The following is a 13631-nucleotide window of genomic DNA, read 5'->3' as shown; positions in this document are numbered from 1 at the left end:
GCGGCACGATTGGCACGGTGGTGCGCAAACCCCTGTGGCCAGGTCTCGCGAATCCCTGGGGTCAGGTCTGACATTCATACACTTACTCAACAATGCCTATGACTGTCACCGGGCTTCGACAGCCTGAGACCTGGACCAAAGCAGAGCTCGTGTCCGAATGTCAGACCTGACCCAGGGTTTAACAGGCGAAAAAAAACGGCTGCCGAGGCAGCCGTTCTCTCTTCATGCAGGGACGATCAGTTGTCGCCGAAGCTGCGGCGGGCGCCGTCGGCCGAGCGCGGGTTGCTGCCGCGGTAGCCGCCGCTGCTGCCTTCGCGGCGGGGTGCGCCGCTGCTCGGGCTGCGTGGGGCCGAGTTGTAACCACCTTCGCGTGGCGCGCCCGGTTTGCTGAAGCTGCGCTGGCCCGGCTTGGCGGCGCTGCGGCCGTCGCCTGGTTTCCAGCCGCCTGGACGGGCGCCGCTACGTGCCGGTGGTGCCGAACGCTTCGGCTCGAAACCTTCGACCACGGTTGCCGGGATCAGCTGCTTGGTGAAGCGCTCGATCCGCTTGATGTTCATGTTTTCGGCATGGTTCACCAGCGAGATCGCCAGGCCATTGCGGCCGGCACGGCCGGTACGGCCGATACGGTGCACGTAGTCCTCGGGAAACTTCGGCAGGTCGTAGTTCACCACGTGGGTGATGGTCGGCACGTCGATGCCGCGCGCGGCGACGTCGGTGGCCACCAGCACGCGCACCTGGCCGCGGCGCAGGCTGTCCAGGGTGCGGTTGCGGGCGCCCTGGTGCATGTCGCCGTGCAGCGCGGCAGCGGCGAAGCCAGCGATGTTCAGGCGGTCGGCGATGGTGTCGGCGTCACGCTTGGTAGCGGTGAAGACGACGGCCTGGTCCATCGATTCGTCGCGCAGCAGGTGGTCCAGCAGGCGGTTCTTGTGCGACAGGTCGTCGACGAAGTGCACGCGCTGCGAGATGTTCTCGTGGCGGTTGCTGTTGCTGGCGATCTGGATCACCAGCGGATCGCTGGTGATGCGGCGCGCCATGTTACCGACGACACCGTCGAGCGTGGCCGAGAACAGCATGGTCTGACGGGTGGCAGGCGTCGCTTCGACGATCTTTTCGATGTCGTCGATGAAGCCCATGTCCAGCATGCGGTCCGCTTCGTCCAGCACCAGGATCTGCAGTTCCGAGAAGTCGATCTTGCCGGACTCCATGTGGTCGATCAGGCGGCCTGGGGTGGCGACCAGGATCTCAGGATTTTTCGACAGCAGTTGCATCTGCTTCGGATAAGGCATGCCGCCCAGGATCGACACGGCGCGGATGCGGCGCATGTAGCTGCCGTATTTTTCGGTCGCGGTCGTGACCTGCAGGGCCAGTTCGCGGGTCGGGGTCAGCACCAGCATCTTCGGCTTGGCTGCGGTGAAACGGACGCGCTCGCCACGCGAACGGGCCGACTGCGCTTCTTGCGCAGGGGTGCGTGCCGGTGCCGGCGCGACTTCGGCGCTGACCAGCTTGTGCAGGGCCGGCAGCATGAAGGCTGCGGTCTTGCCGGAACCGGTTTGCGACGATACCAGCAGGTCGCGCCCGCCGATGGCTGCCGGGACGGCTTGCGCCTGGACCGGGGTCGGGACGGTGTAACCTGCTTCGGTCACTGCTTTGACGATCGTGGCGTGGAGGCCTAGTGCTTCAAAACTCATTGTTTGCTTTTCTTTCGGTAGTGATCAGCGCTCATCATGTGTACGAGCGCGAAATAGCAACGCGAACCAACAGAACGAAATGACTCAGAAATGAAAGAAATTTCGGCACAAAAGCTTTGCGCCGGGACGGTGTCAAAAGTTCGACACGCAGGGCGGGAGGGCTTTATGGGAGGCTGTCGCGATGGACAGGCCTGGCTGCGATGCTGCTTGTTTTATTTTCGTACGCGGTACATGCCGTCGACAGGGTGTCGAGGGGTTATTTTGCAGCGCACAAACGACATCATACCCTAGTTTGGGAATGCTTGCACAGGGCGCTTGTTTTGAGGTGGCGCAAGGTTTGGCCAGGAAGCCGGTGATTCAGCGCACCCCGGAGGCGGGTCAGGAAGGAGAGATGCGACCTGCTGCCCAGGCAGCAGGTCGCGGATGACACTTAACGATGCTTGCGGCGGCTATTGGTGTTGCGCGAAACGCGCGAGCTCGACGCGGCGGTCGCCTTGGCCTTGAAGCGCTGGGTGCGCGCGCCGCTGCGGCTCTCGCCGCGGTCGGCTTCGAGTGCCATGACGGCGCTTTCGACGATATTCTCGGCGATGTCCGAATGCATCGAGGCCGAGGTCTTCGGTACCAGGATGGTCGAGCCGGCCTTCAGGCGGGTTTGCGCCGGAATATTGTTGGCCTGGCGGATGACTTCCGGGGTGGTGCCGAACTTCGATGCCAGCGAAGCGATGCTTTCGCGCGCGCCGGTGATGCGGTGCGTGGTCCAGGTCGACAGCGCCTGGCCCCATTGCGCCAGGTTCAGGTGGAATTTCTCGGCGTTCTTTTGCGGCAGCAGGATCTTGGTGCGGTCGTCGCCGGTGATGACCGGACGCTTGAACTGCGGATTCAGGGCCTTGAATTCGTCGACCGACATTTCGGCCAGCTGGGCGGCAATGGCGAGGTCGATGTCGCTGGTCTTGTCGACCGCGGTGAAATACGGCTGGTTGTCGATCACCGGCAGGGTAACGTTGTACTGGCCCGGGTTGCCGACGATGTTCTTCACCGCCTGCAGTTTCGGCACGTAATTGCGCGTTTCCGCCGGCATCAGGTCGGCCAAACTTTCGAAGTCGGTCGGCTTGCCCAGCGCCTGGTTTTTCTTGATCGCCTTCTGCACATTGCCTTCGCCCCAGTTATAGGCGGCCAGGGCCAGCTGCCAGTCGCCGAACATCGTGTACAGGCGCTGCAGATAGGTCAGGGCGGCATCGGTCGAGGCCAGCACGCCGCGGCGCTCGTCCTTGAACATGTTCTGCTTGAGGTCGTAGTCCTTGCCGGTGCCCGGCACGAACTGCCACAGGCCGGCCGCGCTGGCGGTCGACAGGGCTTGCGGGTTAAAGGCGGATTCGATGATCGGCAGCAGCGCCAGTTCGGTCGGCATGCCGCGCTTTTCCAGTTCCTGCACCACGTGGAACATGTACAGCGAGGCGCGCCCGGAAATACGGGCCATGTATTCCGGCTTGAGGCTGTAAGACTTTACGTGGCGCTCGACCAGGTTGTTGTTGATGTCGGGAATGGCGTAGCCGCTGCGGATACGGCCCCAGACATCGGTTTCCTTGTATTCGTCGATTTTCAACGAAGCGGCGCCGGCTGCGGCAGGTGCCGCGGCAGGGCGCATGACGGCAGCGCCTTGCAGCGCGTTGACCGAGGCAGTGTCGATGGCGTGGGCGAGGGGAGCCGAGAGCAAAAGCACCAGCGCGGCAGCAATGGAGGTAGTGCGGGTCATGTCGTACATAGCTTTCCAGTATGTTGCGTCCAGGAACTGCGGGACTGACGATAAGGGGGCAGTGTAAGTAGCCCCTGCTGAGGCAGTCAAGCAAATCTCCTGGGCGGTTACAAAATATCTTGTCTACTCACTTTGCCAATATGAAATGTTTTTGATAACATTTTGCAGGGGTATGCACATCTGCGCAGGCAGAATTCATAGGACAAGACCGTCACCGTCGACGCATACTGGCCGGGTGTATGCGTAATCGCCTATCTGTAATTCATTCCACATGGAAACAACTCAGCTATTCTGACTAATTGTAGAGTTGACAATAAAAAGCCGGGATGTCGGCCTTGCCCAGACTGTTTTCGACTCAGTTTCAACTCAGTTTGAACTTACCCGCCTCGAATGGTTGACCTATGAGCGCACGCAAACTGTGCGTACAATCCGGGTTGGCACGTCCGCGAACTGCAAGCCCGTTTTTATACCGAGAACTTCTTATGAGTATTGCCAACCTGAATGCCGACGACGACGCCATCGTCGCCGCCACCCGCCGCTGGCTGGAAAAGGCCGTCATCGGCCTGAACCTGTGCCCGTTCGCCAAAGCCGTGTATGTAAAAGAGCAGGTGCGCTATATCGTCTCGCCGGCGCGCACGCCCGAGGCGTTACTGGAACAATTGATGGACGAGTTGCAACTGCTGTCCGACACCCCGGCGGAGCAGGTCGACACGACGCTGCTGATCCACCCCTTCGTGCTCGACGATTTCCTCGACTACAACGAATTCCTCGACGTCGCCGACGCCGCGGTCGAGGACATGCACCTCGACGGCGAGCTGCAGGTGGCCAGCTTTCACCCGGAATACCAGTTCGCCGATACCGACAAGAACGACATCGAGAACTTCACCAACCGCGCGCCGTATCCGATCCTGCAATTGCTGCGCGAAGAGAGCATCGAGCGTGCCGTCGAGGCCTTCCCTGACGCCGCCGAGATCTTCGAGAAGAATATCGAGACCATGGAACAACTCGGCCACGAAGGCTGGGACAAGCTCGATGTCGGACCAGCACGATAGCCCGGCGGCGCTACCGCCACGTCCGGATGGGGAACTCAAGCATGGCCCTGTCGGAGCGCTCCCGCAGCGCCCCGACACACCATGCGTGGCGGTCTGCTCCACGACCTTCGACGACGTCTGCCGCGGCTGCGGCCGCACCGTGGCCGAGGTGGCGCACTGGGTTTCGATGCCGGCCGAGCAGAAGGAACTGGTCTGGCAGCGCATCCTGGCCGAAGGCTACCCGCGCCGTAATACCTGATCGATGCGGGATCGCGACATCACGCCTTCGTTGGCCCCCTCGTTGGCAAACACGCACCGCCAGGGCCGCACGCGCCGCCGCTTCCTGCTCGGCGGCCTGCTGGCCGGCGGCGTGCTGCTGGTCGGCTGGGGCACGCGCCCGCCGCGCCAGCGCCTGCATACGAGCGAACCGCTGCCGGTGACGGACGGTGCGGTGGCGATGAACGGCTGGATCGCCGTCCATCCCGATGGGACAGTCTCGGTCGTCGTCCCGCGCAGCGAGATGGGGCAGGGCGTGCACACGGCGCTGCCGATGCTGGTGGCCGAAGAACTCGACTTCCCGATCGACAGCGTGCGCATCGCCCCGGCCCCGATCGACAAGATCTTCGGCAACCTGGCGGTGCTGCGCGAGAACCTGCCGTTCCACCCGGACGGTGGCGGCGACGTCAAGGATGGTGTTCAGTGGCTGCTGGCGAAAGTCGGGCGCGAACTGGGCATCATGTTTACCGGCGGTTCGACCAGCGTCAAGGATGCCTGGCAGCCGATGCGCGAAGCCGGCGCCGTGGCGCGCGCCATGTTGATGAAGGCCGCGGCCGAAACCTGGCAAGCGCCCGTGCGCGACCTGCGCACCGAAGAAGGCTTCGTCATCCACCCGGACGGCCGCCGCGCCGGCTACGCCAGCCTGGCCGCGCGCGCCGCTGAAGTGGGCGCCGGCATCGATGCCGGCGACGTGCGCCTGAAAGACCCGCGCGATTTCCGCCTGATCGGGAAAGGCGTTCCGCGCCGCGACACGCCGGGCAAGGTCGACGGCAGCGCGCTGTTCGGCATCGATGCGCGTCCGCCCGGCCTGCTGTACGCGGCACTGAAGATGGCGCCGGTGATCGGCGCCGGCGTCGCCGGGTTCGATGCACACGCCGTCAAAACCATGCCCGGCGTAATTGGCGTTGTCGACATCTCGTCCGCGCTCGGACCGTTTTCAGGTGCCGGAGCCGGCGTGGCCGTGATCGCACGCAGCTGGTGGCAAGCGAAAACGGCCGCCGCCGCGCTGCCGGTACGCTGGAGCGAGGGCATCAACGCATCGCTGTCGTCGGAAACCATCTTCGCCGGCTTCGCCGCGGCGCTCGACGCGGAGTCGGGCTTCACCTATCACGCGAGCGGCACCCGGGATGTGGCCGGCGTGGCGAAAACCGTCAGCGCCGAATACCGCGCGCCGTTTCTCGCCCACGCCACGATGGAACCGGTCAACTGCACCGCCCAGGTCGAGAACGGCAAGGTGCGCCTGTGGGCCTCGACCCAGGTGCCGAGCATCGCGGTCGACGTCGCCGCGCGCGTGGCCGGCGTGGCGCGCGAGGACGTCGCCATCGAAGTGATGCTGCTGGGCGGCGGCTTCGGCCGGCGGCTGGAGGGCGACATGGTGGCGCAGGCGGTGGCCGTGGCCATGGCCGCTGCTGGCCGCCCGGTCCAGCTGATCTGGACGCGCGAGGACGACATCGCCCACGACGTCTACCGCCCGGCGGCGCTGGCGCGCTTCACGGCCTCGCTGGACGCGCACGGACGCCTGCTCGCCTGGGACAACAAATCGGCCAGCGGCGCGATCGGCCACCAGTACTTCCCGCGCAACCTCGGCTTGCCCGGCATGGGACCGGACAAGACCACGGCCGAGGGCGAGTACGACATGCAGTACGAGATTCCGCACCAGCGCATCGCCCACGTGATCGTCGACAGCGCGGTGCCGCTCGGCTACTGGCGTTCGGTCGGCCACTCGCACAATGCCTTTTTCAAGGAAGGTTTTCTGGACGAAGTCGCACATGCGGCCGGCCAGGACGGCGTGGTCTTCCGCCGTGCGCTGCTTGAGAACCACCCGCGCCACCTGGCCGTGCTCGATGCGGCGCTGAACAAGGCGGGCGCGCCGGCCGCCGGGCGGGCCCATGGCGTGGCGCTGCACCAGAGTTTCGGCAGCATCGTCGCCCAAGTGGCCGAAGTCGCGGTCGATGGCACGGAGATCCGCGTGCACCGCGTCGTCTGCGCGATCGATTGTGGAATCGTGGTCAACCCGAACATCGTGGCCCAGCAGATGGAGTCGGCGGTCGTGTTCGGCCTGTCGGCGGCGCTGGCGGGCGAGATCACGATCAAGGAGGGCCGCGTGCAGCAATCGAACTTCGGCGATTATCCGCTGCTGCGCATGGGCCAGGCGCCGCTGGTGGAGACCGTGATCGTCGCCAGCGCCGCGCCGCCCGAAGGCGTGGGCGAGCCGGGCGTGCCGCCGGTGGCGCCGGCGGTGGCGGCAGCCGTGTTCAAACTGACCGGCCGACGCCTGCGCAGCCTGCCGCTGCGGCTGGGTTGATCAGACCCGGCGCAGCGCCCGGTGCAGGGCCATCCCGACCACGAAGCCGACGCCGACGTTCCACATCGCAGCCAGCGCCGTTAGCACGACCGGCAGCAATGTGCGCCAGCCTGCGGTGAGCGGCAGGTTACCGGTCACCAAACGTCCGCCCGCGAGCAGCAGGATCGTGCCCAGCACCGCGGCCGGCACCACCTGCAGCAGGAAGCCGATCGAATCGGAAAAGCACAGTGCAAGGACCGTTAATGTGGCGCCGAAGATGACCGGCGCGCCGCCGCTGCGCGCACCGAAGGCGGTGTAGGCCGCCATGCCGCCGGCGCCGTGGCACATCGGGATGCCGCCGAACAGCCCGCCCGCCAGGTTGATGGCGCCGGTGGACAGCGCCAGCTTGCGCACGCTCGTGGGCCGCTCCGGGAACAGGCGGTTGTTTTCTTCGCTCGTCGCGATCACCGCGTTGCCCATCGTGAGCGGCAGCTGGGGCAGGGCCAGCAGCAGCGTGCCGGTGACGACATCGTGCCAGCGCAGGTCGCCGATGGCCAGGCCGGGCAGGCGCGGCGCGAAACCGAAATCCGCCGCTTCCCACAAGGCGGGCGCCTGGAACACGCCATAGGCAAAGCCTGCGCCCAGCAGGACCAGCATGGCCGGAAAACGCCGGCTGCGCCGCAAGCACACGGCGATCGCAAAGGCAACAAGCGCGGCCAGCCAGTCGCCCGCCATCATGCGCCCGCCCTGCAGCATGAACGACAGGCCGAGTCCGGCGACGATGCCGGACACGACTTCCCTCGGGATCAGGCGCGCCAGGCGCCCGGCCGCGCCGCTGGCACCCAGCAGCAGCCAGAACAGCCCGGTAACCAGGCTCGCCGCCGCTACCGTCGCCGCCGTGATGCCGCCGCCGAGCACGCCGGCCTGCGCCACCGCCAGCGCGCCGATCGCCTTCATCGGCTGCACCGGCACCGGGGTGCGGTACAGCAGGCCGCAGCCGACCAGGGCCACGCCAAAGGCGAGCAGGATGCCGACCGGGTCCATCTTCAGCACGGTGACGTAGGCGACCACGAAAGGGATGAAGCTGCCCAGGTCGGCAAAGGCGGCCGCCCATTCGGCGCGGTCGAAGCGCAGGCGGCCGGTATTCTCGACACCGCTGTTCATTTTGGCTTCCTGAACGAATACCAGGGCAGCGCCTGGCTCAAACGGATGACGTCGCCGGCACCCTCGATGTCGTAGCCGGGCAGGTCGGCGATCAAGCCTTCCCACTCGCTGCGCTGCAGGAGTTCGCGCAGCTTGGCGATCGGCGCCTGGTCGACCGCTTCCTTCAGGCAGACAAAATAATACTGCTCGCGCAGCAGTGGAATGAAGTCAAGTCCGAACGCGGCGGCCGCGGCCTGGATGCCGAAGCCGACGTCGGCCTGGCTTGATGCCACGGCGGCGGCCACGGCCAGGTGAGTCGGTTCGGCGCGCTCGAAGCCGTTCACGGCGGACGGTGCGATGCCGGCGCTGGTGAGCAACTGTTCGATTTCGAGCCGGGTGCCGGAACCGGGCTGGCGGTTCACGAAACGTACCTCGGCGCGCTTGAGGTCTTGCACGCCCGCGATCCGCTTCGGGTTGCCGGATGCGAGCATCAAGCCCTGCTGGCGGCCGACGAACGCGATCAGCTTGTGGCGGCCCGGCTTCAGCAGCGCCTTGAAGGCTTTTTGCGCCATGCTGCCCTGGGCCCGGTCTTCGCTGACGTGGAAGCCGGCCAGCAGGCAGTCGCCGCGCGAGAGCGCCTCGATGCATTCGAGGCTGCCGCGAAACTGCAGGTCGAGGTGCAGCCCGGCGTCGCGCGCCAGGAATTCCTTCAGGCGCGACAGGGCGATGTCGTGGCTGGCGAACATGGGGATCACGTGCACTTCGGGGTCGAAGGCGAGCGCGAACTCGCGCTCCATCTCGGCCACCAGGTTCTCGACCTGGGGATGGACGCGCATCTTGGCGCGCTGCTCGGCGAACAGCAGCTTTTCCCCGAAGGGCGACAGGCGCGCGCGCTTGCCGCGCTCCCAGACGATCAACCCGGCGTCGAGCGTAGCTTCCCATTTTTTGAGCTCGCCCCAGACGTGGCGGTAAGACAGCTGCAGCCGCGTCGCCGCCTGGCCAACCGAGCCGGCCGCGTGGATCGCGGAGAGGATGTCGAACAAGGGATTTTCGAGCTGCATGCGCATGCCGCCGGAGCGGGTGAAGGTATAGGCAAGCTTAACGTGCAACATCTTTAGAAGACAACATATGCAAATATGTTCATATTGAAAGTTTTTGAGGGCGGCTTACCATAGCACACTGATAAGGATGCGATGGCGCCTCCCTGCTTTAATCATAGGAACACAATGCCGAACCTGAAGAAACACCTTGTCCTGCTGGCCCTGCTGCTGGCCACCTCCGTGGCTACCTCCGCCCCAGCGCTGGCCCAGCAGGCGATCCGCCTGTCGACCACCACCAGTACCGAGAACTCGGGCCTGCTGCAATACCTGCTGCCGAAATTCGAAGCCAGGGCGAACGCCAGGGTCAAGGTGATTTCGGTCGGTACCGGCAAGGCGCTGGAACTGGCGAAGAACGGCGACGTCGACGTCACCCTGGTGCACGCGCGCGCGCTTGAGGACAAGTTCGTCGCCGAAGGCCATGGCGTCAACCGGCGCGACGTGATGTACAACGACTTCATCATCGCCGGTCCTGAAAGCGACCCGGCCGGCATCAAGGGCAGCAAGGATGTGGTGGCCGCGATGAAGAAGATTACCGCCAGCGGCGCCAAGTTCATCTCGCGCGGCGACAATTCCGGCACCGACCTGATGGAAAGGGCTTACTGGAAGCAGCTCGGCAGCCAGCCGCAGGGCAGCGCCTACGTCTCGGCCGGCCTGGGGATGGGCGAAGTGCTGAACATGGCGGCCGAACTGCGCGCCTACACGCTGACCGACCGCGCCACCTATCTCGCCTACCAGGCCAAGACCGGCCTGCAGATCGCGGTCGAAGGCGATCCGAAGATGTTCAACCCCTATGGCATCATCGCCGTCAATCCGCAAAAATCGAAAGACCTGAACTACAAGGGCGCGATGCAGCTGGTCGAGTGGATCACGTCGCCTGAAGGCCAGCAACTGATCGCCTCCTTCAAGGTCGATGGCCGCCAGGTGTTCTTCCCGTCTGCCACGGTGGCCAGGTAACCGACATGCGAGCGCTGAACCGCGTGGGCTCGAGAGCCCACCCTACGGATCGCTCCGAATCAGTTTGAAGTGACCGGTGCGCGCCTGGCAAAAATCGCCAGCAGTTTATCCAGCGGCGCCGGCTTGACGAAGTGGTGGTCGAAGCCGGCCCGCAGCGCCGCTTCGCGGTCTTGCGGGCTGCCGTAGCCGGTGATGGCGACCAGCAGCGCGTGCTCGGCCTGCGGCAGGCGGCGCAGGCGCTGCGCCAGTTCGATGCCGTCCATGCCGGGCAGGCCGATATCGAGCAGGAAGACGTCAAAATCCTCGCCCGCCGCCACGGCCAGCGCGCGCGCCGGATCGTGTTCGACCGCAACCCGGTAGCCGGCGCCCTCCAGGAACATCGCCAGCAACTGGGCGGCGTCGACATTGTCGTCGACCACCAGGATGTGCAGCGGCGCCGCGGCCGCCGCGCCGACCGGCTGTGCCGACTGGCCGGGTTCAGGCGCCGCCGGCCGGCGCAGGCGCGGCAGCACCACCGAGAACTTGCTGCCGCGTCCCAGCCCTTCGCTGTGGACCGCGACCCGTCCGCCGTGCAGTTCGACCAGGCTGCGCACCAGCGCCAGGCCGATCCCGAGGCCGCCCTGCGAGCGGTCCGGGGTGCGCTCGGCCTGGGTGAACAGGTCGAACACGCCGGCCTGTACCTCGGGCGTCATGCCGATGCCGTCGTCGATCACGCACAGCACCACCTCGTCGTCGTTCATTTCCATGTGCATCACGATGCGCCCGTGCTGCGGCGTGTACTTGGCCGCGTTGTTGAGCAGGTTCGACAGCACCTGCACCAGGCGCTTGCGGTCGCCCTGCACGACCGTGTGCTCGGCCGCCAGGTGTACTTCCAGGCGGTGGCCGCGCGCTTCGACCAGCGGGCGCACCTGCTCGACCGCGTCGGCCACCGCGTCCTTGACGTCGACCGGCGCATTTTCCAGGCGCACCAGGCCGCCGGAGACGCGCGACACGTCCAGCAGGTCGTTGATCAGGCTGGTGATATGGGCGACCTGGCGCGTGATGATGGCGCTGGTCTTTTTCACCCTGGCGGCGTCCGGGTCGCCCAGCGAGAGGATCTGGGCGGCGGCGCCGATCGGCGCCAGCGGGTTGCGCAGTTCGTGCGCCAGCATGGCCAGGAATTCATCCTTGCGCCGCCCTTCGATGCGCAGCTTTTCCTCGGCCGCCTTGCGTTCGCTGATGTCGTAGACGATGCCGGCGATGCGCCCCGGGCCGGCGGCGCCGGCCTGCATGGCGCCGAAGATCGCGATCCAGTGGATCGAGCCGTCGGGCCAGACGATGCGGCATTCGGCCTGCCATACCGCCTGGCGTGCAATCGCGTCGCGGTACCCGGCCGCGACCGCCGCGCGCTCGTCCGGATGGACATGGCGCAGGAAAATCTCCAGGCCCCACTCGGCCACCGGCTCGGCGTAACCGAAGCACTGGTCGTGCAGCAGCGAACGGCGCGAGACGCCCGTGGCCAGGTCGAGTTCCCAGGCGCCCAGCTCGGCCGATTCGAGGATGAAGTGGAGGCGCTCGGCGGTGTCGCGCAGGCGCTCCTGGGCGTCGCGGCGCAGCGTGACGTCGCGCAGGAAGAGGGCGACGCCGTCGTCCAGCGCCGGCAAGGCGCGCACTTCCAGCCAGCGCACGCCGCCGTCCGCCAGCGGGTGCGGATACTCGGCGATGTCGGCCACGCGGCTTTCCTTGACGTGGCGGCACAGGCTGTCGATGCTGGTGCCGCGCATGTTGGCGAAGGCGTCGCGGAAATCGACGCCCAGCACTTCGCCGCCACGCTCGAGCAGCTTGAGGCCGGCGGCGTTCATCTTGACCAGGCGCCAGTCGCGGTCGAGCAGGCCGAAGCCTTCGATCATGCTGTCGAAGATGGTTTGCGACTCGTCGCGCTCGGTGCGCAGGGCGCGCTGGGCATTGGCCGCTTCGACCGCGGCCCAGGTGCGCTCGGCCATGTCCTGCGCCATGCGCAGTTCCTCGCCGCTCCAGTGGTGCGCCAGCGGGCGGTGCAGGCTCAGTACCGCGCGCAGGGTGCCGGCGTCGATCACCGGCACGGTCAGGTGGGCGCGGGCGCCGAAACTGGCGTCGACGGCGCACCAGGGGCCGGCGGCGGCGAGGTCGGCGGCGTCGTCCACCATCACCGGGCGCCCGGCCAGCAGATCAGCGTCGATGCGAAAGCCGAGTTGGTCCACCTGCAAGTCGTGCCCGGTCAGGCTGTCCATCTCGGGGTGGCTCCAGTCGCCGCGCACGCCCAGCGTCGCCGCTGCCGGATCGGCGTCGGCGAACAGCACGCGCGCCACGCCCAGGCGCTGGCCCAGCACCGCACAGGCGCTGGCCGCGATGGCAGCGGGTTCGGACAGGGGGCGCAGCTTGTCGGCCAGCTCCAGCTGGAAGGCGAGCTGGCGCTCGGCGCTTTCCAGGCGCGTGACTTTTTCCTCGACCTCGGCCAGCGCCAGCACCCGTTCGGTAACGTCGGTGCCTTCGATGAACACGCCCTGGATCTCGCCGTCGGCGCCGGCGATCGGCTGGAAGATGAAATCGAGGTAGCGCTGCTCGATTTCGCCGCGACGGCCGGGGCGGCGCCGGCGCTGCAGGCGCATCGGCATGCCGCGCCCGACAAAGGCTTCGCCGCTGTCGTAGACCGCGTCGAGGATTTCGAAGAATCCCTGGCCGGCCAGTTCCGGCAGCGCCGCGCGGATGGATTTGCCGAGATACTCGCGCTCGCCCGACAGTTCGACGACGGCTTCGTTGACCAGTTCATACACGTGGTCGGGCCCGCGCAGCACGGCCATGAAGCTCGGCGCCTGCTGGAACAGGGCGTTGAGGCGCTCGACGTCGGCCTGGAGCGTGAGGTTCTGGCGGTAGACGTGCTCGGCGCGGCTGAACAGGCCGCTGCGCGCTGCCAGCAGGCCGGCCTCGTCCTGGCTGCGCGCGGCGCCGCGCATGCGCTCGATCTCGGTGACGTCGATCGGATGCTGCATCACGAATTCGACTTCGCCGGCCTCGTCCATCACGGGCGTATGGGTGATGCTCCAGAAGCGGGTCTCGAAGCCACCCTCGGGGTCCGCGCGCGGGATGTCGTAGCGCAGCACGGCCATCGTGTCGCCCTGGCGCGAGCGGATGGCGCGCTCGAGCGAAGTGCTCATCTGCTTCAGGGTCTCGGGATCGCTTGGAAAGGCATCCCAGTAGGGGCGCCCGGCCATCTGCGCCAGGTCGCGCCCGGTGGAGGCCAGGTAGGCGCGGTTGGCGGTGACGATGTTGAGCTGGCGGTCGAGGACCAGGTAGGGGTTGGGCGACGCGTCGAACAGCGCGTGGAAGGATTGTTTGGTAAGCGGCATGGGCTGGTGCGGCGGCGAATATCCGTGCTGTAGCATT

At 66.4% G+C, this 13631-nt stretch carries 9 protein-coding genes; 4 read left to right on the top strand and 5 right to left on the bottom strand.

The window, feature by feature from the left end:
* Positions 1–236 precede the first annotated feature (236 nt).
* Together AC56LG_RS21835 and AC56LG_RS21830 are read right to left on the bottom strand one after the other, a co-directional pair.
* Positions 237–1688 (bottom strand): DEAD/DEAH box helicase, encoded by a 1452-nt coding sequence (locus tag AC56LG_RS21835; protein WP_497168129.1) that lies wholly within the window; start codon positions 1686–1688, stop codon positions 237–239.
* 430 nt (positions 1689–2118) lie between these two features.
* On the bottom strand, positions 2119–3441 hold the full coding sequence (locus tag AC56LG_RS21830; protein ID WP_497168128.1) for a transglycosylase SLT domain-containing protein: 1323 nt from the start codon (positions 3439–3441) through the stop codon (positions 2119–2121).
* 482 nt (positions 3442–3923) lie between these two features.
* On the opposite strand from AC56LG_RS21830, the gene AC56LG_RS21825 reads away from it, so the two are divergent.
* The 3 genes from AC56LG_RS21825 to AC56LG_RS21815 are packed head-to-tail and all read left to right on the top strand — an operon-like array spanning position 3924 to position 7053.
* Positions 3924–4493 carry a DUF1415 domain-containing protein gene (locus AC56LG_RS21825; RefSeq protein ID WP_497168127.1) on the top strand — a complete coding sequence of 190 codons (570 nt, stop codon included), beginning with the start codon at positions 3924–3926 and terminating at the stop codon, positions 4491–4493.
* Entirely contained in the window at positions 4474–4731 is a 258-nt protein-coding gene (locus tag AC56LG_RS21820) for a DUF1289 domain-containing protein (RefSeq protein ID WP_497168126.1), read from the top strand. Before AC56LG_RS21825 ends, AC56LG_RS21820 begins: the two co-directional genes overlap by 20 nt.
* A 3-nt stretch (positions 4732–4734) precedes the next feature.
* Positions 4735–7053, top strand: coding sequence for a xanthine dehydrogenase family protein molybdopterin-binding subunit (locus AC56LG_RS21815; protein WP_497168125.1), 2319 nt, complete (start codon positions 4735–4737; stop codon positions 7051–7053).
* Here the strand turns inward: AC56LG_RS21815 and AC56LG_RS21810 are convergent, their stop codons facing one another.
* Together AC56LG_RS21810 and AC56LG_RS21805 are read right to left on the bottom strand one after the other, a co-directional pair.
* Positions 7054–8196 (bottom strand): putative sulfate/molybdate transporter, encoded by a 1143-nt coding sequence (locus tag AC56LG_RS21810; protein ID WP_497168124.1) that lies wholly within the window; start codon positions 8194–8196, stop codon positions 7054–7056.
* On the bottom strand, positions 8193–9287 hold the full coding sequence (locus AC56LG_RS21805) for a substrate-binding domain-containing protein (RefSeq protein WP_497168123.1): 1095 nt from the start codon (positions 9285–9287) through the stop codon (positions 8193–8195). Before AC56LG_RS21805 ends, AC56LG_RS21810 begins: the two co-directional genes overlap by 4 nt.
* A gap of 114 nt (positions 9288–9401) precedes the next feature.
* On the opposite strand from AC56LG_RS21805, the gene AC56LG_RS21800 reads away from it, so the two are divergent.
* Positions 9402–10229 (top strand): ABC transporter substrate-binding protein, encoded by an 828-nt coding sequence (locus AC56LG_RS21800; RefSeq protein WP_497168122.1) that lies wholly within the window; start codon positions 9402–9404, stop codon positions 10227–10229.
* A gap of 59 nt (positions 10230–10288) precedes the next feature.
* On the opposite strand, the gene AC56LG_RS21795 is transcribed toward AC56LG_RS21800, so the two are convergent.
* Positions 10289–13594, bottom strand: coding sequence for a PAS domain-containing protein (locus AC56LG_RS21795; RefSeq protein WP_497168121.1), 3306 nt, complete (start codon positions 13592–13594; stop codon positions 10289–10291).
* Between the last annotated feature and the right edge of the window lie 37 nt (positions 13595–13631).

The sequence above is a fragment of the Telluria sp. ZB2R32 genome, from assembly GCF_059685715.1.
Note: the sequence above shows the minus strand (reverse complement) of the source record. Positions and strands in the feature narration are given on the sequence as shown.